This is a genomic window from Paraburkholderia saeva, assembly GCF_907164555.1.
Lineage (GTDB): Bacteria > Pseudomonadota > Gammaproteobacteria > Burkholderiales > Burkholderiaceae > Paraburkholderia > Paraburkholderia saeva.
The window spans coordinates 78,329-98,883 of record NZ_CAJQZC010000016.1; the positions used below are offsets into that span (position 1 = coordinate 78,329).

Annotated in this window: 22 protein-coding genes; 13 read left to right on the forward strand and 9 right to left on the reverse strand. The window is 60.8% G+C overall.

Annotation, left to right across the window (positions count from 1 at the left end; translation table 11 throughout):
• Positions 1 to 138: 138 nt before the first annotated feature.
• Both LPA36_RS27895 and LPA36_RS27900 read left to right on the forward strand, forming a co-directional pair.
• Complete coding sequence (locus LPA36_RS27895; protein WP_228883738.1) at positions 139 to 1,962, forward strand: cytochrome c biogenesis protein DipZ; 1,824 nt, start codon at positions 139 to 141, stop codon at positions 1,960 to 1,962.
• 201 nt (positions 1,963 to 2,163) lie between these two features.
• On the forward strand, positions 2,164 to 2,379 hold the full coding sequence (locus tag LPA36_RS27900) for a DUF4148 domain-containing protein (RefSeq protein WP_228883739.1): 216 nt from the start codon (positions 2,164 to 2,166) through the stop codon (positions 2,377 to 2,379).
• Positions 2,380 to 2,433: 54 nt separating this feature from the next.
• Here LPA36_RS27900 and LPA36_RS27905 read toward each other — a convergent pair whose 3' ends face one another.
• Positions 2,434 to 2,757, reverse strand: coding sequence for a transposase (locus LPA36_RS27905; RefSeq protein WP_407674349.1), 324 nt, complete (start codon positions 2,755 to 2,757; stop codon positions 2,434 to 2,436).
• 17 nt (positions 2,758 to 2,774) lie between these two features.
• On the opposite strand from LPA36_RS27905, the gene LPA36_RS27910 reads away from it, so the two are divergent.
• A complete protein-coding gene (locus tag LPA36_RS27910) occupies positions 2,775 to 3,194 on the forward strand; it encodes a hypothetical protein (RefSeq protein ID WP_228883768.1) in 420 nt (139 codons plus the stop codon).
• A gap of 48 nt (positions 3,195 to 3,242) precedes the next feature.
• Positions 3,243 to 4,202, forward strand: a complete 960-nt coding sequence (locus tag LPA36_RS27915; protein ID WP_228883740.1) for a porin — start codon at positions 3,243 to 3,245, stop codon at positions 4,200 to 4,202.
• Positions 4,203 to 4,322: 120 nt separating this feature from the next.
• Here LPA36_RS27915 and LPA36_RS27920 read toward each other — a convergent pair.
• A protein-coding gene (locus tag LPA36_RS27920; RefSeq protein ID WP_228883766.1) for an IS6 family transposase occupies positions 4,323 to 5,037 on the reverse strand; the annotation gives its coding sequence in 2 pieces (ribosomal slippage) (positions 4,323 to 4,851 and positions 4,850 to 5,037; 717 coding nt in all).
• 330 nt (positions 5,038 to 5,367) lie between these two features.
• Between LPA36_RS27920 and LPA36_RS27925 the strand changes: the two genes are divergently transcribed.
• On the forward strand, positions 5,368 to 5,829 hold the full coding sequence (locus LPA36_RS27925) for a VOC family protein (protein ID WP_228883741.1): 462 nt from the start codon (positions 5,368 to 5,370) through the stop codon (positions 5,827 to 5,829).
• A gap of 68 nt (positions 5,830 to 5,897) precedes the next feature.
• Here LPA36_RS27925 and LPA36_RS27930 read toward each other — a convergent pair whose 3' ends face one another.
• The 5 genes from LPA36_RS27930 to LPA36_RS27950 all read right to left on the reverse strand — a co-directional run bounded on the left by LPA36_RS27930 (position 5,898) and on the right by LPA36_RS27950 (position 9,934).
• Entirely contained in the window at positions 5,898 to 6,515 is a 618-nt protein-coding gene (locus LPA36_RS27930; protein WP_228883742.1) for a LysE family translocator, read from the reverse strand.
• A 49-nt stretch (positions 6,516 to 6,564) separates the two neighbouring features.
• Positions 6,565 to 7,212 carry a VTT domain-containing protein gene (locus LPA36_RS27935; protein ID WP_228883743.1) on the reverse strand — a complete coding sequence of 216 codons (648 nt, stop codon included), beginning with the start codon at positions 7,210 to 7,212 and terminating at the stop codon, positions 6,565 to 6,567.
• Between the two features lie 190 nt (positions 7,213 to 7,402).
• Complete coding sequence (locus LPA36_RS27940) at positions 7,403 to 8,467, reverse strand: alkene reductase (RefSeq protein ID WP_228883744.1); 1,065 nt, start codon at positions 8,465 to 8,467, stop codon at positions 7,403 to 7,405.
• A gap of 85 nt (positions 8,468 to 8,552) precedes the next feature.
• Positions 8,553 to 8,876 carry an ArsR/SmtB family transcription factor gene (locus tag LPA36_RS27945; RefSeq protein WP_228883745.1) on the reverse strand — a complete coding sequence of 108 codons (324 nt, stop codon included), beginning with the start codon at positions 8,874 to 8,876 and terminating at the stop codon, positions 8,553 to 8,555.
• 251 nt (positions 8,877 to 9,127) lie between these two features.
• Positions 9,128 to 9,934 carry a LytTR family DNA-binding domain-containing protein gene (locus LPA36_RS27950; RefSeq protein ID WP_228883746.1) on the reverse strand — a complete coding sequence of 269 codons (807 nt, stop codon included), beginning with the start codon at positions 9,932 to 9,934 and terminating at the stop codon, positions 9,128 to 9,130.
• A gap of 364 nt (positions 9,935 to 10,298) precedes the next feature.
• Between LPA36_RS27950 and LPA36_RS27955 the strand changes: the two genes are divergently transcribed.
• The 8 genes from LPA36_RS27955 to LPA36_RS27990 all read left to right on the forward strand — a co-directional run bounded on the left by LPA36_RS27955 (position 10,299) and on the right by LPA36_RS27990 (position 18,657).
• Complete coding sequence (locus LPA36_RS27955; protein WP_228883747.1) at positions 10,299 to 11,165, forward strand: FAD binding domain-containing protein; 867 nt, start codon at positions 10,299 to 10,301, stop codon at positions 11,163 to 11,165.
• Between the two features lie 32 nt (positions 11,166 to 11,197).
• Positions 11,198 to 11,719, forward strand: coding sequence for a (2Fe-2S)-binding protein (locus LPA36_RS27960; RefSeq protein WP_228883748.1), 522 nt, complete (start codon positions 11,198 to 11,200; stop codon positions 11,717 to 11,719).
• 17 nt (positions 11,720 to 11,736) lie between these two features.
• Complete coding sequence (locus LPA36_RS27965) at positions 11,737 to 14,145, forward strand: aerobic carbon-monoxide dehydrogenase large subunit (RefSeq protein ID WP_228883749.1); 2,409 nt, start codon at positions 11,737 to 11,739, stop codon at positions 14,143 to 14,145.
• Between the two features lie 61 nt (positions 14,146 to 14,206).
• Positions 14,207 to 14,824, forward strand: a complete 618-nt coding sequence (locus LPA36_RS27970; RefSeq protein ID WP_267478603.1) for an SRPBCC family protein — start codon at positions 14,207 to 14,209, stop codon at positions 14,822 to 14,824.
• Between the two features lie 14 nt (positions 14,825 to 14,838).
• On the forward strand, positions 14,839 to 15,732 hold the full coding sequence (locus tag LPA36_RS27975; RefSeq protein ID WP_407674350.1) for an AAA family ATPase: 894 nt from the start codon (positions 14,839 to 14,841) through the stop codon (positions 15,730 to 15,732).
• On the forward strand, positions 15,726 to 16,928 hold the full coding sequence (locus LPA36_RS27980; protein ID WP_228883752.1) for a vWA domain-containing protein: 1,203 nt from the start codon (positions 15,726 to 15,728) through the stop codon (positions 16,926 to 16,928). The genes LPA36_RS27975 and LPA36_RS27980 overlap by 7 nt, the downstream gene beginning before the upstream one ends.
• Entirely contained in the window at positions 16,925 to 17,971 is a 1,047-nt protein-coding gene (locus LPA36_RS27985; RefSeq protein ID WP_228883753.1) for an XdhC family protein, read from the forward strand. Before LPA36_RS27980 ends, LPA36_RS27985 begins: the two co-directional genes overlap by 4 nt.
• The gene (locus LPA36_RS27990) at positions 17,968 to 18,657 is read left to right on the forward strand and encodes a nucleotidyltransferase family protein (RefSeq protein ID WP_228883754.1); all 690 of its coding nucleotides are present in this window, start codon (positions 17,968 to 17,970) and stop codon (positions 18,655 to 18,657) included. The genes LPA36_RS27985 and LPA36_RS27990 overlap by 4 nt, the downstream gene beginning before the upstream one ends.
• A gap of 138 nt (positions 18,658 to 18,795) precedes the next feature.
• On the opposite strand, the gene LPA36_RS27995 is transcribed toward LPA36_RS27990, so the two are convergent.
• Together LPA36_RS27995 and LPA36_RS28000 are read right to left on the reverse strand one after the other, a co-directional pair.
• Positions 18,796 to 19,566, reverse strand: a complete 771-nt coding sequence (locus tag LPA36_RS27995; protein ID WP_228883755.1) for an ATP-binding cassette domain-containing protein — start codon at positions 19,564 to 19,566, stop codon at positions 18,796 to 18,798.
• Positions 19,566 to 20,555, reverse strand: coding sequence for an ABC transporter permease (locus tag LPA36_RS28000; protein ID WP_228883756.1), 990 nt, complete (start codon positions 20,553 to 20,555; stop codon positions 19,566 to 19,568). The genes LPA36_RS27995 and LPA36_RS28000 overlap by 1 nt, the downstream gene beginning before the upstream one ends.

The window sequence follows — 20,555 nt, forward strand, 5'->3', positions numbered from 1 at the left end:
GATACACAACATTGCATTTTTCCCCCCGCGCGACACAAGCCCGATACGTCGGCGCGGTCCAATCGGGTCATCGACGCTTTGGGCCGGCCCGTGACCGGCAACGTATCAAGGCGGACCGTCAGCAAAGGAGATCATCACATGTTACTGACTATCCTGGCTTTTTCAGGGGGCGCGCTCACCATTTTGAGCCCTTGTATCTTACCCGTGCTTCCGCTCGTGTTTTCGCGCTCCGATCAGTCGTTTGTACGCAGCGGTTTGCCGCTTCTGGCCGGGATGGCCTTGACGTTCGCAGCCGTTGCAAGCCTCGCCGCGACTGGCGGCAACTGGGCAACCCAGGTGAATCAGTCCGGGCGCTGGGTCGCGCTCGCCCTCTTTGGCGTATTCGGATTGACGCTGTTACTGCCTGCGCTCGCCGACCGTTTGATGCGTCCGCTGGTGAGCGCGGGAAGCCGGCTGACGCTCATTGCAGAGGGACAGGGCGGCAAGCCCCGTATCGTTTCGTCCGTGTTGCTCGGCGTGGCGACGGGGTTACTCTGGGCGCCGTGCGCGGGCCCGATCCTCGGTCTCGTGCTCACCGGCGCCGCGCTGCATGGCGCAAACGCCGGTACGACGTGGCTGCTGCTGAGCTATGCGGCGGGCGCGGCCACTTCGCTCGCGATTGCGCTTTTTGTCGGCGGCCGCGTGCTCGCGGCAATGAAGCGCTCGCTCGGTGTGGGCGAATGGATCCGCCGCGCAATCGGCGCGACGATTCTGTGCGGCGTGGCGGCCATTGCGACAGGTGCCGGCACGACCGTCCTCGCGGGCCTTTCGCAGTCTCCTGCTGGTGGTCTCGAAGCGAAGCTCGTCGAACGATTTTCGGGCGGCGCGGCTCCGGCGAAGGGCGCGGATGGCGTACGCGACGGCGCACAGAAACTCGCGGGCGCGATGCACGCGTTCAGTGCGACGCGCGGCGGTTTCATCCGGCGTATTGCCGCGTCGACCCACGACGTGCCGTTGCCCGTCGAAGGGCGCCTGCCGTCACTGTCCGGCGCGGTCGAATGGATCAATTCGCCGCCACTGACTGCCGAACAGCTGCGCGGCAAGGTTGTCGTCGTTGATGTGTGGACCTATTCCTGCATCAACTGCCTGCGCACATTGCCTTACGTGAAGGCGTGGTCGAAGCAGTATCGCGACAGGGGTCTCGTGGTGATCGGTGTCCATGCGCCTGAGTTCGCGTTCGAACGCGATATCGGCAACGTCAAACGCGCGACGCACGATCTCGGTGTCGACTATCCGGTGGCGGTCGACAACAATTTCGCGATCTGGCGTAGCCTCGGCAACCAGTACTGGCCGGCGCTCTATATCGTCGACGGGGAAGGGCGCATCCGGTATCACCAGTTTGGAGAGGGCGGATACGGCAGGTCCGAACAGGTGATCCAGCAACTGCTGCCCGGAGGCGGACAGACGAAGCCCGTGACCGCGCAGCTAAAAATCGAAGGAAGCGGTACACAGATGGCGTCGGACATGAAGGACGTGCGCTCGGGCGAAACCTATATCGGTTTTAGCCAGGCAGAAGGCTTCGTGTCGCCTGAAGGCGTGCTCGAAAACAGTCCGCGAACCTACTCCACGCCTTCAAACATTGCGCTCAACAACTGGGGTCTCGCCGGCAGCTGGAACATCGGCGCCGAGTACGCAACGCTCGGGGCTGCTCACGGAAAGATCGTGTACCGCTTTCACGCGCGTGACCTGCACCTCGTGCTCGGAACGCAACCCGGCGCGAGGCCGGTGCGGTTTCGCGTGACGATCGACGGCGCGCCGCCGGGAGCCGCGCATGGCTCCGACGTCGCGGCGGATGGCAGCGGCACGATCGACGGTCAGCGTCTCTATCAACTCGTACGCCAGCCGGGTGATATCCAGGACCGGACGTTCGCCATTGAATTTCTCGATCCGGGCGTCAACGCATACGCGTTCACGTTCGGCTGACGCGGCGCTGCGGCCGGGGATTTGTATCGCAATGTACCGGCCGCGCGGCGCGATACACAACCTTGCAAATCCCGCGTTTCGAGACACAGGCCGGATACATCGGCGCGTTTTAATGCATCAACGCCGGATCGAACCCGCACCGCTTTTGGAATGTTTGATACCGGATGTTCTCTCTTAATCATCTCGTTTCAGGAGAGCATCATGAAGACCTTCATCATCGCAGTCGCCCTTGCTGTTTCCGCTGCTTACGCCGCTGATTCCAGCGTGGCCGGCATGGCAAACCCAGCCACGATCCGCGTGGATCAGGCCCCAACGCATTCGCGCACGCGTGCCGAAGTGAAGGCCGAACTCGTACAGGCCGAAAAGAGCGGTCAGCTGGCGTACCTGGACGGCACGCTGTATCGCGGTGGCAACTGACCTGCGCTGGTTTGCGCGCGTTTCCATTCCATCGCAATGCTGCAGGCAAGTCACCTAGTGTTCCGTCCCAGAAATAACTTTGCATAGCCGGGCCACTTTCTGGAGAATGGAATCGGCTGTTGCGGTCCATACGAACGGCCGCTTGTGCTGGTTGTACTGCTCGGTATAACGCTCGATACTGGCAATGAGCTGGCGCACGTTTCTGAATGACCCGCGGCGGATCGCCTGCTGCGTAATCAGGCCAAACCAGCGTTCAACCTGATTCAGCCAGCTCGAGTAGGTCGGCGTGAAGTGCATGTGGTAGCGCGTATGCCTGGCGAGCCACGCCCTGACCCTCGGATGCTTGTGTGTCGCGTAGTTGTTGACGACCAGATGCACGTCGAGATTGGAGCAAGATGATTGACTATCTGTCCTTCGGACTCGCTGTAGTTCTTGCGGTGCCTTGCACGGCAAAAGTAAAATTGCCAGTGAGCATCGCTCGGCCAGAAATATTGCCCAATATAGGTGGGAGATTCGCTATGGCGATCTTTTGGACTTTGAACAATATTCCGGAACTCCGGGATCTGCCGGCGCGGGAGCGACGTAAAGTCTGGAGGCGTGCCTATCACCGGACGTTTAATCACTGGCAGACTTCGGTTGGACTACTCGCCTGCGCTTTACGCGGTGGTTTGGGTAATCGGTTCGGGGCCGTTGTTGAGCATCAGTTCTTCGGGGCGATGATCGGCGGCGGGCTCGGCGGATTCGGATTCTCGCAAGTTGTGATCTATATCGCGCGCTTGCACTATAGAGACGTTTTACTCAGCGTCGTTAAGTAGGCCCGAGTCGAGAAGAACACCGTAACAGTCCTTAAATAAACTGGCGCTATGGTCATAAAAAAACGCAGTCGTCCAAAACTCGTTTGGCTCGTCTTCCTTTATTACCTCGTGCGTATCACCGTCGGCGCCGGCGGCCTTCTTTTGGTATTACATACGGCTTCCGTTTCGCCGCATGCGCGCGCTGCGGTCGAGGGACTAACGTCACTCGGATGGGTGTTGACCGGACTGATTCTGGCACTCCGCTTATCCGGCGCGTTCTCGTTGTTTGCGTTGCGACGGTCTGCGCTCCCGCTGTTTGTCGCGGGAATGTGTCTTAGTATCGTTCACGCGCTAACGCATCTCACTAGTTTCCTCACACAGCCAAGCCGTTCCAGTAGCTTGACTTTGGTAATTGGCTGGACCATCAACCTGTCAGTTTGTCTGTACGTGTATGCTTCGCCGAACTTCGGCGGCGTCACCGCCAGCCTGGAATTCGCACCGGGTGGCGTGGCGGGTCAGGCGCAAGGCGGAACGCGCGAGTCCGCCGTATTGCAGTACGACAACTACGGACTGAAACTCGGCGCCGCCTATTACAACGGACACGACACTAATCCGACTCCAACCAGCGTAGCGACGGGGCTGAACAACAATCGGTTCTACTACGCTGGCGCGCTATACACCATCAACGGCTTTTCTTTTAGCACGTCGTTTAGCAACGGCCGCAATCCTGCCCATTCGAAGACCACCAATTTCGACATGATCTCGGGCGGCTTCGGCTATCGCTTCACGCCGGCTTTCGAACTGACAAGCGGCGTGTACTACATCAAGGATGAGAACAACTCGGCAAACAAATCGACCGAATTTGTGCTTGGCACAGACTACAGTCTTTCCAAGTCCACCACCTTGTATGCGCAGGTAGGCTATGTGGATAACAAGGGAAAGATGAACCAGTCGATCGAGTACGGGCAGCCTGTTGCGCCAGGTGTCGATACGACCGCTGCCATGATTGGCATCCGAAAGCGGTTCTGACACCGACCACTTATGTACCCCGGGGCGGGCGGCGCGCCGACGAGGACAAGGGAGCAGGCGGGCTTTGTGGGCGGGCGTCGCAAGGTATTGTCGCGATAAGGATTACGGAGTGAAGATGATCTAAATAATAAGGAATGCGTATGAAGACAGCGAGTAGAATTGGTCGGCGCGAGTCTGGTCAATAGCGCCGTCTTCCATTTGACCTTTGGCGATCATGTGCATCATCTCGATGCCGGCGAGCAAAATTCGGGCGCAGCGAAATGACTTGAAGCCTGGCATCGGTCGAGTGCGACGCTTGATTGCGCGGTGATCCTGCTCAATCACATTGTTCAGATACTTGTTCTGGCAGATTTTGATTGGCTCTTCACGCCCGGCGTTGAGAGCTTCGAGGGCGGCCAGATTGGCGCCGCTCCTGTCGATCGTGACGGTGTCGGGTTCGCCGTTCCGGGCGATCGATCTCTCGAGGTAGCGCAGGGCGGCAGCCTTGTCACGATGGGCGCGTAGCAGGAAATCGATGGTCTTGCCCGCCTTGTCGACGGCGCGGTACAAATACTTCCATTGCCCTTTGACCTTGATGTACGTTTCGTCGACGCGCCAGCTCTTTCCTACTGGGCGTTTGCGGCGGTGGAACGCTTTCTCCAGTACCGGGCAGTTTGATGGCCCAGCGGTGTACGGTCGAGTGATCGACCGAAATGCCGCGCTCAGCCATCATTTCTTCGAGGTGCCGCAGACTCAACGGATAGGCCACGTACCAGCGCACGCACGTGATGATCACATCGAGCGGATAATGCAGGCGTTTGAGCACTCGGGCCATCGCCGGATTCAAAGTCGTCATCGGGGTTCTGTCGTTCAGCTTGTCCAGCACATCATAGCCGACCGCGTTAGTGCGACAAAACCCGTCAAACAAACCTCAAAAGAGAACTCCTGTCAGGCGGAAGTCATTTGGGGAACCGTCATATTCCCCTTGTGGTTCACCGCGAAGAACTCGCCGGTAAGAGTAGTATTGGTACAGCCTCGGCAGGCGACGTGTCGCGCTACTAATTAATAGACGGATAGCGCAAGCTTACAAAGAGTTTTCATTTTTTTTTTGTTTCTATTGGCCACCCCTGGCCGTATCTTTTCGAGTCTTTTGCGCGTTTTTTTGGAGTCTATTGTGCAGGGACACATGGATGATCCGTTTCGCCGTCCTTCACTGGGCGCGGCGCTCTTCTACAAGGATCCTTTGGTTGCGCTCGAACGGCTGGAGAAGGCGTTTGGATTTGAGCGCAAGATGGTCATCACGGACAACGAAGGGCGCCTCGCGCATTCGGAAATGCGCTTTGGCGACAGCTATCTGATGATCGGCAGCGAATGGGCCGATTACACATCGAGCCCTGCATCGACTGGCGGCAAGAACACGCAATGCCTGCATGTGCACCTGGAGTCCGGCCTCGACGCGCATTGCGAACGGGCACGGTCAGCCGGCGCGGTGATCGTGCGCGAACCGGAGGACCAGTTTTACGGCGACCGCGTGTATGCCGCGCGCGATCCGGAAGGGCATGTATGGAGCTTCGGGCAGACCGTACGCAAGGTCACGCGTGAGGACGCGGAGCAGGCGAGCGGGCTGAAGATCGACGGCTGGGTGTGACGCGTGGAGTGGGCGAGGCCTTTCTGTCAAGCAAGGCTGGCCCCGAACGCACGCACGCTTGCGATCTGTCATGCCTGACGGGTTGCGATAACTGCGGCGGCGCCGGCCATCATCGCCGCGCTGCTGCGATTTGCGATGCCCACGGCGCGCGGGCTCGTCAGGAGCCGGCGCGCACGCACGGCGAGGAGCGCCCACACCAGGTCGGCGGTTACGAGAACGACCAGCATCGTCATCGTCAGCTCGAACCAGGCAAGGACGCCGACGCGCGAAAGGTCGACGATCGTCGGCAATAGCGCGAGATAGAAAACCATGATCTTCGGGTTACCGAGGGTGACCATCAATCCCGCGATGAACATGCGCCACGGTGACCGGTTACCCGGCAGCGCATCCTGCTGCACGTCGGCAGGCGCAAACCACATCTTCCATGCAAGAAAAAGCAGGTAGATGACGCCGACAAATTTCAGCGCGATAAACAGCATGCCGAATGTGTGCGCAACCACCGCGAGGCCCGCGACCGCGCACGTGAGCCACAATGCTTCGCCAATCCACATCGCGGCCAGAAACGGCAACACATCGCGAAAGCCGTTCGTGAGCACGCGCGCAACGAGCGCCGCAACGCTTGGTCCGGGTGAACTCGCCACGACCATCAGCGTGATTCCGAAAACGAGCAGGCCTGAGAGCGCCATGCGATACCTCCACGTGTTTCGTCATGCGTGAAAGACAACGTAGAACCGCTTAAACGCGTTGCCGTTTGCCGTTTACAAACCGCCACAGCGCGCCCAGTAACAGCGAACCTGTGCCAAGAGCAACGCCAAGCAGGACGATCGAACTCATATGATCGCGCACGAGCGGCACATTGCCAAATACGTAACCCGCCGCGACCAGCGAGACGATCCAGATCGCCGCGCCCGGCACGACGAAGGCGACGAACCGCGCGAACGTCATGCGCGCCACGCCGCCGACGAACGGCGCGAAGGTACGTACCACCGCAATATACGGCGATAGCAGAAACGTGATGCCGCCGCGTGCTTCATAGAACAGGTGCGCCTTACGCAGCGCGTTCCTGTCGATCCAGCGAATGTTCGCGGTATAGACCTTCTCGCCGATTGCGCGGCCCGTTGCATAGTTGACGATGCTGCCGGCGACCGTCGCTGCAAATAGCACCGGTATCACGATCCATACATTCAGCGCGTGTGTCGCCGCGAACGCGCCGCAGATAAAGATCAACGGATCGCCGGGCAGAAAGAAGAGCGGCAAAAACCCGATCTCAACGAAAACAATCGCAAACAGCATGGCATACACAGCAGTGCCGTACTGCTCGATCAAGCCGCCCAACTGCTGGTCGAAGTGCAGCGCGAGCTGTAGCAGATGCATCAGGTCCATGTCGGTCAGGCGGAATTCAGATTCCAGCAGTGTAGTCCCGCGCGCGGTGCGCGTACGGTTTTCTGGCTCCGCCGCGCTGGTGAGGGGCGGGCGATAAAAGCAGACGACAAAAAAAGCGCGGAGTGCACGGCCGTGTGATCCCGCCCGCGCACTCCGCGCCTGTTACTGCAAACCTGCCTTGATGCGCAGACTAACCGTTCACGGCTTCGAGTGCGGGATAGTCTGTGTAACCGGCTTCGCCTTCAGCGTAGAAGGTTTCCGGCACCGGCATGTTCAGCGGCGCGTCGAGCGCAAAACGGCGTGGCAGATCCGGGTTCGCGATGAAAAGCTGACCCCATGCAACGGCATCCGCTTCGCCTGCATCCAGTACCTGTTGCGCGCTTTCCTTCGTGAACCGTTCGTTTGCGACGTACGTACCGCCAAATTCCTTCTTCAGTTGCGGGCCGAGGCGGTCGTCGCCCAGCGCCTCGCGCGAAGCGATAAATGCAATCTTGCGCCTGCCGAGTTCGCGGGCCACGTAGCCGAACGTGCCGGCCGGATCGGAATCGCCCATCGAGTGCGAGTCGCGACGCGGCGCAAGGTGAACGCCGACGCGGTTCGCGCCCCATACAGCAATACATGCGTCCGTCACTTCGAGGAGGAGGCGTGCACGATTCTCGATCGAGCCGCCGTAGGCGTCCGTGCGCTGGTTTGTGCTGTCCTGCAGGAACTGGTCGAGCAGATAGCCGTTCGCACCGTGCACTTCGACCCCGTCAAAGCCAGCGGCTTTCGCGTTCTCCGCGCCCTTGCGATACGCTTCGACGATGCCGGGAATTTCCGCGAGATCGAGCGCACGCGGCGTGACGTATTCGCGCTTCGGCCGCACGAGGCTCACATGGCCTTTCGGCGCGATCGCGCTTGGTGCAACGGGCAGATCGCCGTCGAGGAACACCGGGTCCGACACACGCCCCACGTGCCACAGTTGCAGGAAAATCGTGCCGCCAGCCTTGTGGACGGCCTCGGTGACGAGCTTCCAGCCCTCGACCTGTTCCTGCGACCAGATGCCGGGTGTCGCGGCGTAACCGAGACCCTGCGGCGTGACGGACGTCGCTTCGCTCAGGATCAGGCCAGCCGACGCGCGCTCGGCGTAATACTTCGCCATCAGTGCGTTCGGAACGCGGATGTCGCCTGCACGCGAACGCGTCAGCGGTGCCATGAAGATGCGGTTGCGCAGTGTGAGATCGCCAATCTGGATCGGATCGAAAAGAGTCGGCATAAGTGTTCACCTTTCCTGGCGGGCCGGCGCCCGCCGATAAGAGACAGCATGAAAAATAGAAACGCGGCGACGTATATGCGCGGCGTCAGAACTCGGCGTTCAGGTGTTCGATAAACGCCTGAATGACCGCTTCATTGCGTTTGAAGAACACCCATTGACCCACGCGCTTCGACGTGACGAGCCCGGCGCGCTGCAAGGCGGCAAGGTGCACGGATACAGTCGACTGGGACAGGCCGCAACGTCCTTCGAACTTGCCCGCGCAGACGCCGTAATCGAGCGGAAAATCCTGATCCGAAAAGTGCTCGGACGGATTTTTCAGCCAGCCGAGAATCTCCCGGCGCAACGGATTGGCGAGCGCCTTGTGGATTGCATCGACATCGATCTTTTGCGGGGCGGTGTGGGTCTTCATCAACGTTTGTTCCGACGCGGCATGTGGGCATGCCGGCAGTTGCATCGCTACGGAACGAATCATATATCGTGATTATACGATATTCAAGAAGTCCATGCTGACGATGGGGGTGATAGCTTTTCGACGCACAAAAAAGCCCGCACTTTTTCGCCGCCGCGTTTTGCGCACAAAAAGGAGCGTACGGCGGCGGGTCCTTACCCATGCGTCGGCGGATTGCGATCCGCACACGCAGACCGCGAGGCGGCACTCGCTCAAACCACCCCAAGCAATTCCTTCAGCTGAGCCGTTCTCGCCCGGCTGACTGGCACCTGCGTCTGCTCTGCGTCATCCATGACAAGATTGACGCTTTCGTCCGATTTGACCAGTTCAACCGCGTAGGGAAGGCTCACGATGTGGCTGCGATGCACGCGGAGATAGATGCTGTTATCGAGCCGCAATTCGAGGTCGGCCAGGGAGAGATTGGACAGGTAGCGATCATCCTTCGTGACGATCGTCGTGTAGTGACCGTCGCCCTGGAAGCGCACGACGTCCTTCAGGTCGATCAGGATCACGCGATTCTTCCGGTAAACCGGGATCTTGAAGAGACGGCGCGGCTGCACGACATGTTCGCTGGTCTGTTTACCGGATGGCTCGGTGGTGAGGTCGGTCACGTCGTAGAAAATCATGCACGTCCCGCAAGCACCACCCGTCCCGGACATCTTCGAGACCTTGATCATCAGGATACGGTCGGGGATGTTGATCATCATCGCCACCGGTGGCGGTGACCTTACAGGGCAGCCATCTGCATCGTGCGATTGCAGCAGGAAGCGCAACTTGTCGCGGCTCTTTTCCGGATGCAGCTGAACGACGTCGATGCCGAACAGTTTGTCCTGGGTGACGCCAAGCGACTGTTCGCCGGCAGGCCCGAGAATCTGCAGGGCGACGTCATTGAACGCAGTCACGAGACCCTGGGCGTCGAGCCAGACCATTCCCGGATTGAACTGTTCCAGCTTGTGCTGGAATGTTTCGTTACGTAGCGGTTCCGATGCCGCCGGAGCGGCGGTCTCTAACGGTTTCATCCGGGTCTCCTGACCTTATTGGGCCGTCCACGCTCTTAGGCGATTTGTCTCCTCTTTGTATGTCGTTTCCAGATTTCGCGCAAGCTTTCGGACGGTTCACGCATGTTTTCCCGCCATTCGTGAAAGAGGTTTGCAAATGCTGCGCCGCGTCGTGAAATTGTCTTCCCATACGGGCGGTGTCTGGCGAGCTCTCCGTTCCCGCCGTATCCGGTGCTTGACCACTTTCGTGTCCGTTTTCCGGTACTTGACGCTCGTGCGCCACCGTTCGGGAAATCACATTGAATTGTTGCGCCGGATTGTGAAATGCTCATTCACGAACGGATGACGCCTCTGCGCCATCGGATGACAAAAAAAGGAGACCCATGTGATCCCTCGTCCATTCGAATATCACGTTCCGCGCACGTTGTCCGACGCCATCGGTCTGCTGAACGAGCACGGCGACTCGGCGAAGCTTCTTGCGGGCGGCCATAGCCTGCTGCCGATGATGAAGTTGCGTTTTGCGGAGCCGGATCATCTGATCGATCTGGGCAAGCTGACGGAATTGAAGGGTATCCGCGAAGCGGGCAAGGAAATTCGCATCGGGTCCATGACGACCGAGAACGAACTGATCTGGTCTACGTTGCTGCAAACCCGATGCCCGCTGGTTGTGGAAGGCGCGCGGCAGATTTCAGACCCGCAGGTACGCTACCGCGGCACGATCGGCGGCGACATTTCACACGGCGATCCGGGTAACGATCATCCCGCGTTGATGATCGCGCTCAACGCGGTTTTCGTCCTGCAGGGTGAACACGGGGAGCGCGTGGTGCCCGCTGACGGTTTCTTTCTCGGCACCTATATGACCACGCTTGACCCTGGCGAGATCATGACGGAAATCCGTATTCCGATACCGGAAGCCGGCGCCGGTTCCTGTTACGCGAAACTGAAGCGCAAAACCGGTGATTTCGCCACAGCCGCCGCGGCCGTGACGTTGCGCATGAGCGGCGGGACGGTTAGCGACGTTCGCATTGCATTGACCAACGTCGCGCAGACGGCGGTGAGGGCAACGGACGCCGAGCAGGCGCTACGCGGCAAGCCGCTCGACGAGTCGGCCATTGCCGAAGCGGCGCGTCTTGCGATGGCGGTTTGCGATCCCGTGGCCGACCTGCGCGGCGACGTGGAGTACAAGACGGCGATGGCGGGTGAAATGACACGACGGGCGCTGGCGACTGCATATTCGCGGGCAGCTCACTGAGGGTCTCGAAGCGGATTCCGGGAGAACACGGCATGAGCAAAAAGATCATGGTGTCGTTCAGGCTGAACGGCAAGGAAACGGATGTGGTCGTCGAGCCGCGCGAGTTGCTGATCCATACGCTGCGCGAAAAGTGCCTGCATACCGGTCCGCATATTGGCTGCGAGACCTCTCATTGTGGCGCGTGCACGGTCGATTTCGACGGTATGTCTGTCAAATCCTGCACGATGTTGACGGTCCAGGCCGAAGGTGCGGAGGTGCTGACCGTCGAAGGTCTCGCCCAGGGTGGCGAGCTTCACGCGCTACAGGAAGGCTTCATGCAGGAGCACGGTCTGCAGTGCGGCTTCTGTACGCCCGGCATGCTGATGCGTGCCTCGCGTCTGCTGCAGGAAAATCCGGATCCGGACGAGGAGGAAATCCGCTACTGGATGGCGGGCAATCTGTGTCGATGCACCGGGTATCAGAACATTGTGAAGGCGGTGCAGTACGCGGCGCGCAAGCTGCGCGGCGAGGCCGTGGAAACATCGCATCCGTTGATGACAGCGGATACACACTGACGCCCGGGAGAAACGTGATGGGAAATCTCGACACCAGTCTCGATCGTCTCGCCGCGCTGGAGGGGATGGGATGCTCCCGCAAACGCCGCGAGGATCCCCGCTTCATTCAGGGCAAGGGCACCTATGTCGACGACGTCAAGATGCCCGGCATGTTGTTCGGCGTGATGGTGCGCAGTCCCTACGCGCACGCCCGCGTGAAGCGCATCGACAAGTCCCGCGCACTCGCGCATCCGGGCGTGCATGCCGTCCTGACCGCCGATGACCTGAAGCCGCTCAAGCTGCACTGGATGCCGACGCTTGCGGGCGACGTACAGGCGGTGCTCGCCGATGAAAAAGTCTGCTTCCAGAATCAGGAGGTCGCCTTTGTCGTCGCCGACGACCGCTACGTGGCCGCCGACGCCGCGGAGCTCGTGGAAGTGGAGTACGAGGAATTGCCGGCGGTGATCGATCCGTTCGCGGCCCTGGCGCCCGATGCGCCCGTGATCCGCGAAGACATTCGCGACAGGCAGACGGGCGCGCATGGTGCGCGAAAACATCCCAATCACATCTTCACCTGGAATATCGGCGACAAGGACAGGACGGATCGTGTCTTCGACAACGCCGAGGTCACCGTTGTACAGCAGATGCTGTATCCGCGTGTGCATCCGTGTCCGCTCGAAACCTGTGGATGCGTCGCATCGTTCGACAAGGCACGCGGCGATCTGACGGTCTATATCACGTCGCAGGCCCCGCATGTCGTGCGGACGGTGGTCGGGTTGCTGTCGGCGATTCCGGAGTCGAAGATCCGCATCATTTCGCCGGACATTGGCGGCGGCTTCGGCAACAAGGTCGGCGTATATCCGGGCTATGTCACGGCGATTGTGGCTTCGATCGTGCTGGGGCGGCCCGTCAAGTGGATCGAGTCGCGTTCCGAGAATCTGAGTTCCACGGCATTCGCGCGCGACTATCACATGACAGGCGAACTGGCGGCCGATCGCGATGGGCGCATCAAGGCACTACGCGTACACGTCACGGCCGATCACGGTGCGTTTGATGCGTGCGCTGACCCGACCAAATGGCCAGCGGGCATGTTTCATGTCTGTACAGGATCCTATGCGATACCGAACGCCTTTGTGTCGGTCGACGGTGTGTACACCAACAAGTTTCCCGGTGGCGTGGCGTACCGCTGCTCGTTCAGGGTGACTGAAGCGGTCTATCTGATCGAGCGGATGGTCGACGTGCTGGCGCAGAAGCTCGGCATCGACAAGGCCGAAATACGCCTGCGCAATTTCATCCGCAAGGAGCAGTTCCCGTACACGACCCCGCTTGGACTCGAATACGATTCGGGCGACTATGAGCCTGCCCTGAAGAAAGTGCTCGCCGCGGTCGATTATCCGGCCCTGCGCGCAGAGCAGGCCGCGCGGCGGGCAGACCCGAACGCCGAGTGGCTGATGGGCATCGGCGTCGTGAACTTTACGGAAATCGTCGGCGCGGGACCTTCGAAGATGTGCGACATCCTGGGCATCGGCATGTTCGATTCATGCGAGATTCGCGTGCATCCCGACGGCTCCGCGATCGCGCGCATGGGAACGATCACGCAGGGGCAGGGGCATCAGACGACATACGCCCAGATCATTGCGTCGGAAGCAGGTATCCCGGCTTCGAAAATAACCGTCGAGGAGGGCGACACCTCCACGGCGCCGTACGGGCTCGGGACTTATGGGTCGCGTTCTACCCCTGTGGCGGGTGCGGCGGTCGCGCGCGCGTCGCGCAAGATTCGCGAGAAGGCCCGGCAGATTGCCGCGCATCTTCTCGAAGCCAGCCCGAACGACGTCGAATTCGACCTCGACCGTTTCGTGCTGAAGGGTTCGCCAGCGCAGTTCAAAACGCTCAAGGAAGTCGCGTGGGCCGCATACAACAACGTGCCCGAAGGCATGGAGATGGGGCTGGAAGCGGTCGACTACTACGATCCGCCCAACTTCACATTCCCGTTTGGCGCTTACGTCTGCGTGCTCGATGTGAATCGCTTTACGGGCGAAACGCGCGTGCGCCGCTTTTATGCGCTTGACGATTGCGGTACGCGGATCAATCCGATGATCATCGAAGGACAGATTCACGGCGGCCTCACGGAAGGTTTCGCCGTCGCGATGGGACAGGAAATGCCTTACGACGAATCCGGCAATCTGCTGGGCGCCACGTTGCTGGATTACTTCGTGCCGACGGCAGCGGAGACCCCGCATTGGGAGACTGATTTCACGGTCACGCCATCGCCGCATCATCCGATCGGCGCGAAGGGTGTGGCCGAATCGCCGCACGTCGGCTCGATTCCATGTTTCACATCGGCGATGGTCGATGCGTTTGCGCATCTCGGTGTGACGCACATGAACATGCCGCATAACGCCTACCGCGTGTGGCAGCAAAGCCGCTCGCTTGGGTTGACGAGGTAATAGCGCGCCATAGACCGCTGTCTGGGCGCACATCGTCCAGGCACACGCCAGGGATGATTCGATGAAAGTCGTACTGGAAAAAGTGTTTCCTCTCGCTGCCACGGCGGATAGCGCCTGGCAGCTTATGCAAGACATTGAGGCGGTTGCCGGCTGCATGCCGGGCGCACAGATTACCGGACGCATTGACGCGACCCATTACAAGGGGACGATTATCGTGCGGCTCGGACCCGCCACGATGTCGTTCAAGGGCGACATCGAGGTGGTGAATCTCGATGCTGTTGCACGCAGCCTGCATCTGGTGGGCAAGGGCGCGGATCTGACGGGCAGCTCGGCGGCATCGATGGATCTTGTCGCCGCGGTGCAGGCCGCCGGCGAGACGTGCGAGCTGACCGGCAGGAGCGAGGTGACGATGAGCGGCAAGGCGGCCGCGCTTGGCGGACGTTTGATGGGGCCCGTCGCGGACCAGATGCTCAAGCAGTTCGTGGCGAACTTCGCGGCGCGGCTGCAGACGCTGCAGGTGCCACAGACGGAGCAGACCGCGATGCCGTCGTCCGATCCCGGCGTTGCGCCCGCGGCGACCGGGCGCGACAAGTCGCAAGCCGAACTGAACGGTCTGGCGTTTGCCTGGGCTGTGTTGCGCGACTGGCTGCGGGACATTTTTTCCCGCAAGACGGCCTGAACGTCGAGGCACCCATGGCGACCGACCGGATGAACGACGTTCTTGGCCTGCAGCAGCAACTGCAGCGGCATGGTTTCATCGCGCGGCCCAGCTTCGCTGCCACCTTGCTGCTGACGATGGAGATGCGTCGCCCGCTGCTGCTGGAAGGCGAGGCCGGAGTCGGCAAGACGGAAGTGGCCAAGGCGCTTGCGCGGCTTTTAGGCACGCGTCTGATCCGGCTGCAATGCTATGAAGGTCTCGATGTGCATTCCGCACTGTATGAATGGAACTATCAGCACCAGTTGCTGGCCATCAAATTGCTGGAACAGGACGAGCGGCCGGTACGCGACAAGGAGCAGGATATTTTTTCCGAACGCTATCTGCTCAAACGACCTCTGCTCGAAGCGATCACGACGACGCCCGCGCCGGTTTTGCTGATCGATGAAATCGACCGTACCGATGAGGCGTTCGAAGCCTATCTGCTGGAACTTCTCTCCGATTTCCAGTTGTCGATTCCGGAACTGGGCGTGATCCGGGCCGTCGAGCGGCCTTTCGTGATTCTGACGTCCAACGCAACGCGCGAGATTTCCGATGCGCTGCGTCGCCGCTGTCTGTACCAGTATGTTGACTATCCGGACTTCGAAGTGGAGTTGCTGATCGTGCGCACCCAGGTGCCCGACGTGCCGGAGAAGCTGGCACGGCAGATTGTCGAATTCGTGCAGTCGGTGCGACAGATGGACATGCAAAAAAGGCCCGGACTCGCTGAAACGCTCGACTGGGTAGCCGCGCTCCTGCGTCTTGGCGTGAGCGCGATTGATGCCGATGGCGTCGAACAGATCATGAATTCACTGTCGGCGCTCATCAAGACGCGTGAAGATCAGGCCGGCTTGAGCCGGCCGGTTGTCGAGAAACTGGTGGCGGCATGTTGACCGGTATCCAGTGCGCCGCGGATCGCGCATCTCCATTGAGCCTCGAAGCGGTCCTGATCGCCCGCTATACCGGCTTTGCCGAATGGCTGCGCGCCAACGATTTTCGCGTGACCAGCGCCGACGTGGCCGCCTCGATGGAGGTTGCGCAGCGCATGGGTCAGCTGGACAGCGAACTGCTGCGCTGGAGCCTGCGAGCGGTGCTGTGTTCACGCGCGGAAGAATGGCGGCGTTTCGACGCACTGTTCGACGCCTGGTTCCAGCGGCCCAATCGCCGCAAAATGGTCGAAACGCGCACCGGCGGCAGGGGCCTTATCGAGCGGAATATGGCGGACGGACAACGTGACGCGAGCGAGGGTATGCCGTTGTCGCTGACCACGGGCGGCGATGATCCGGCGTCCTCGAATGGCGATGCCGCCGAACAGGGTGCATCAGGCGACGTTTCGCTGGCCCATGCGGACTTCCGGCATCTCAACCAGCCTGACGACCTCGTTTCGATTGACGCAGCGATCCGTCGTTTCGCCCAGCGCCTGCAGGGTATTCAGGTGCGCCGTGAACGTCGTGCGAACACCGGCCGCGTCGTCGACATGGCGTGGACGATTCGGCGCAGCGTATCGACCGGCGGTCAGCCACTCGACCTGGCATGGCGGCAGAAGCGCCGCCTGCGGCCGCGCATCGTGCTGCTGCTGGATGTGAGCCGCTCAATGAGTATGTACAGCTTTTTCTATTTGAGGCTTGCGCGTGTGTTGACTGCACGGGTTTCCGACGTGCATTGCTTTATCTTCCATACGCGGCTGGTGGGTGTCGAGCAGGCGCTACGCGATCCTGATCCGTGGCGTTCACAGGAGCGCCTTCAACTGCTGTCGGCGGGATGGGCAGGTGGCACGCGAATCGGTGACAGTCTCGACGAATTCAACCAGCAGCATGCCACGCGACTGCTGCATTCGCGCACGGCCGTGGTGGTCGTCAGCGACGGCTACGACGCCGGCGAACCTGGACGCCTGCAGCAGGCGCTTGCCAGAATCCGGCGCCGCTGTCGGTGCGTGGTCTGGCTGAATCCGCTCGCGACCCGGTCCGACTTCACACCGTCAAGCGTTGGCATGCAGGTGGCGATGCCCTATATCGATCTGCTGGCCGGCGCACGCGATCTCGCAAGTCTTGAGCGCGTGCTGCCACAAGTGCTGTCCGTCTTGCAATGAACGACGATACCCTTCTGCAACTCGAGCAACGGCTGATTGAGCAGGCTGAGCCGTTTGCGGTGGTGACGGTGATTCGCGCGGCGCCACCCACTTCCACGTGGGTCGGTGCACAGGCACTCGTTGAGCGCGACGGCGAACTGCACGGCTGGATCGGTGGCGGTTGCTCGCGAATGATTGTGATCCAGGCGGCGCAGCAGGCGATCCGCGCGGGGTTGCCGAAACGCGTGCGCATCAGCAACGAGCAGGCGGCACCGGAGGCCGATGTCGAGGCACACGCCATGCCGTGCGCGAGCAACGGCGCGATGGAGCTCTTCATTCAACCGGTGGTGCCCGCGCCGCCGGTAATCGTTCTTGGCTCGACGCCCACGGCTCTGGAAGCCTGCGTACTGGCGCAGCGCGTCGGGTTTCGCGTCTACGCCGCGGCCAGCGTGACAGCGCCCCTGGTTGCGCTCGGTTTGCCACGGGTGATCCACGGCTTCGACGCAAGCGTGTTCGACACGGTCGCGCCGCAACTCATCCTGGTGGCGACCCAGGGCGACAGCGATGAGGATGCACTCGAAGCCGCGTTGCGCAGCACGGCAGCGGCCGTGCTGCTGGTTGCCAGCAGGCGCAAGGCAGAGACGTTGCACGAAGCAATGCGCGCGCGCGGGATTGGGCCCGCGCGGCTTGCGGCACTCCATGCACCCGCCGGGCCCGCGATCCACGCACACACTCCGCAGGAGATTGCGCTGGGTGCTGTGGCAGGGCTGGTGACCCTTCGGCGCGAACTGGAGCATGCGGTGTCCGCGTCGCTTGTCACAGAGGCCGAAGCGGTGCCCGTTCTGCCGCCATGCGAGGCGATGGCATCGGCCGAGCTGTCGCCGGCACGCTATCGCAATCCCGTGTGCGGCATGTGGGTCGATATCGCTTCAGCAAGACATGTGATTGATTGTGATGGGGAGCGCGTCTACTTTTGCTGCGACGGTTGCAAAGTCGAATTCGAACGCGAACCGGGCAAATATCTGGCGATAGCCCGTGGTGTGCAGCCCGGGGAGAAGATATGAACGACGCGTGGACAGTCGCCACATCCCGGCATGTACCCACGTTCTCGGCGGTCGTGCTGGCTGCCGGACTGTCATCCCGGATGCAGGGCCAGCACAAGTTGCTGCTCCCGGTCGGCGGACAGCCTGCCATCCGGCGCACGGTGAGCGCAATCGCCGGAGCCCAACCCGAGGAGATCGTGGTCGTGACGGGGTTCAGGGGACGTGCCGTGATGGACGCGCTCGATGGCATGCGGGTTACGTTCCAGAGCAATCCGCGCTACGAAGAAGGACAGATGACGTCGGTTGCGGCCGGGGTCGCGGCACTCGGTGCGCCCTGCGACGTAGTGATGGTATGCCTCGCGGATCAGGTGCTGCTCGACGCAGCGGACTATCGCGAAGTGATCGACGCATTTGCCGCGATGCCGCGCGGATCGATTCTGGTTCCATTTTTCAGGGGGCAGCGCGGGAATCCGGTGGCTTTCTCCGCGAGCTACGCGGCCGAGGTCATCAGTGGACACGTCAATCCGGGGTGTCGAAAACTGATTGACGAGCATCCCGATGACGTCATTGCGCATGAAGCCACGCATGACCGGTTCACGATCGATATGGACACCCCTGAAGATTACGCGCGTATTCTGGCGCGCCTGGGTGTGTCGGCAGCGGTGGCGTCAGGTCTGGGCGGCCCCGGGCAAGCCGTGCCGACATGATCGCCAGTTCGCACACTGTGATGACTGGCGATTCGGAAGCGCGAATTGCTGATAGAGAGGCGGAAAGGTATTGCGGCGTGCAACGGCAGGGAGGATGTTGCTCCGTTCCGCTCAGCGCAGACGTAAAACGGATTTCAGTCAGTCTGTCGTCGCGCGCATTGCCCGATACTCGCGGCGCACGATATCCATCAACTCCGCAACAGACGTACTCGCGGCTTCCCGCTGATAGGTCACGCGGCCACGCTGCATCAGCATCACACGATCGGCGATATCGAGCGTCTGTGCGTAGTTGTGCATGATCATGATGATCGACAGCCCACCTTTTTCCTTCAGCCGAAGGATCAGGTCGATGATCAGTGCTGCTTCGCGCGCGCCCATTGCGGCGAGCGGTTCGTCGAGCAACAGTATCTTCGCGTTCGAATTGACCGCGCGCGCAACGGCGATTGCCTGCCGCTGTCCTCCGGAAAGCTGCTCGACCGGCAGATCGACCGAAGGAACATTCACACCAATTTCTTCGAGACATTCCGCGGCGCGGGCGCGCATGGCGCGGTTGTTCAACAGCCTGAACGGACCGCGACGGATGATCTCGCGGTTCAGGAACATGTTGTGATAGATGCTCAGGGAGTTGGCGAGCGCGAGGTCCTGGTACACGCATTCGATGCCAAGCGAGCGTGCATGATCGACGGAGCGCAGCAGCGTTTCCGCGCCGGCCACAAAGAGCCTGCCGGAGGTCTGTTGATGAAACCCCGTGAGTATCTTGATCAGTGTCGATTTGCCCGCGCCGTTGTCGCCGAGCACGCCGAGAATCTCGCCCTGTCTTAGCGTGAGCGAAACGCCATCGAGCGCGGTGACCGCGCCGAAACGCTTGACGATATCTTCGCCGCGCAGCGCCTCGATCGCGTCGACCATCACAACTCTCCCTTGCGCGCGAGACGAACGACGTGAATGTTGAAGATCATCGCGCCGAGGATCGCGGCACCCAGAATCATGTTGAACGTGAACGCGTTGATGCCGATGAGCGTGAAGCCGTCGTTCAGGATGCCAAGCACCGCGGCGCCAATCAGGCCGCCGATGATCGTGCCCGAGCCGCCGGCTAGCGGTGTGCCGCCGATCACGGCCGCGGCAACCGCGAGGAACATGATCTGGTTGCCGCCTGCCTGCGGATCGATCGACGTAATGCGAAAGCCTTCCAGAATGCCGGTAAAACCCGCAAGCAATGCGGCAATGATGAAATTGCCGAGCTTGAGACGCCGCACATGTATGCCGGCTTCACTTGCACCTAGCGGGTTGGCGCCAGACGCGATCGTATGCAATCCCCAGCGCGTGTGACGAAGCAGCACGTGCATCATCGCGGCAATTCCGATTGTCCAGATGATTTCGCTATAGCCCCAGCCACCCATGAATGCGGCAAAGGCGGCATCCTCTGGCGGCGAAGCCGGCGTGCCGCGCGAAATCGTCAGCGTGAGACCGTTGACAAAGAACAGCGTGCCTAGCGTCGTGACAAAAGACGGAATGCGAAGATACACCGTGACCGCGCCGTTTATCAGGCCGACCACGCCCGCGGCAAACACGCCCGTCATTAACGAAAGCCAGGCGGGCACACCTTCTTCGTGCGTGAAGTGCATGATGAACGGTGCAAATGCAAACACCATCCCGGCGGAGAGATCGATCTCGCCTCCGATCATCAGCATGATTTCGCCAAACGCGATGATCGCGACAGGCGCAATGAACTGCGAGAGATTCTGCAGACTTGCGCTCGTCAGCAGAAAGTCGTGATTGAGGGTTTCAAAGTAAATGCAAAGGATGAGCGCAACCGCGAAGATGCGAATTTCGCTGGAACGCCCGAGCGCGCCTGACCAGCGCCTCGGGCGTTTGGCGGATGAAGTGGGATCCGTCAC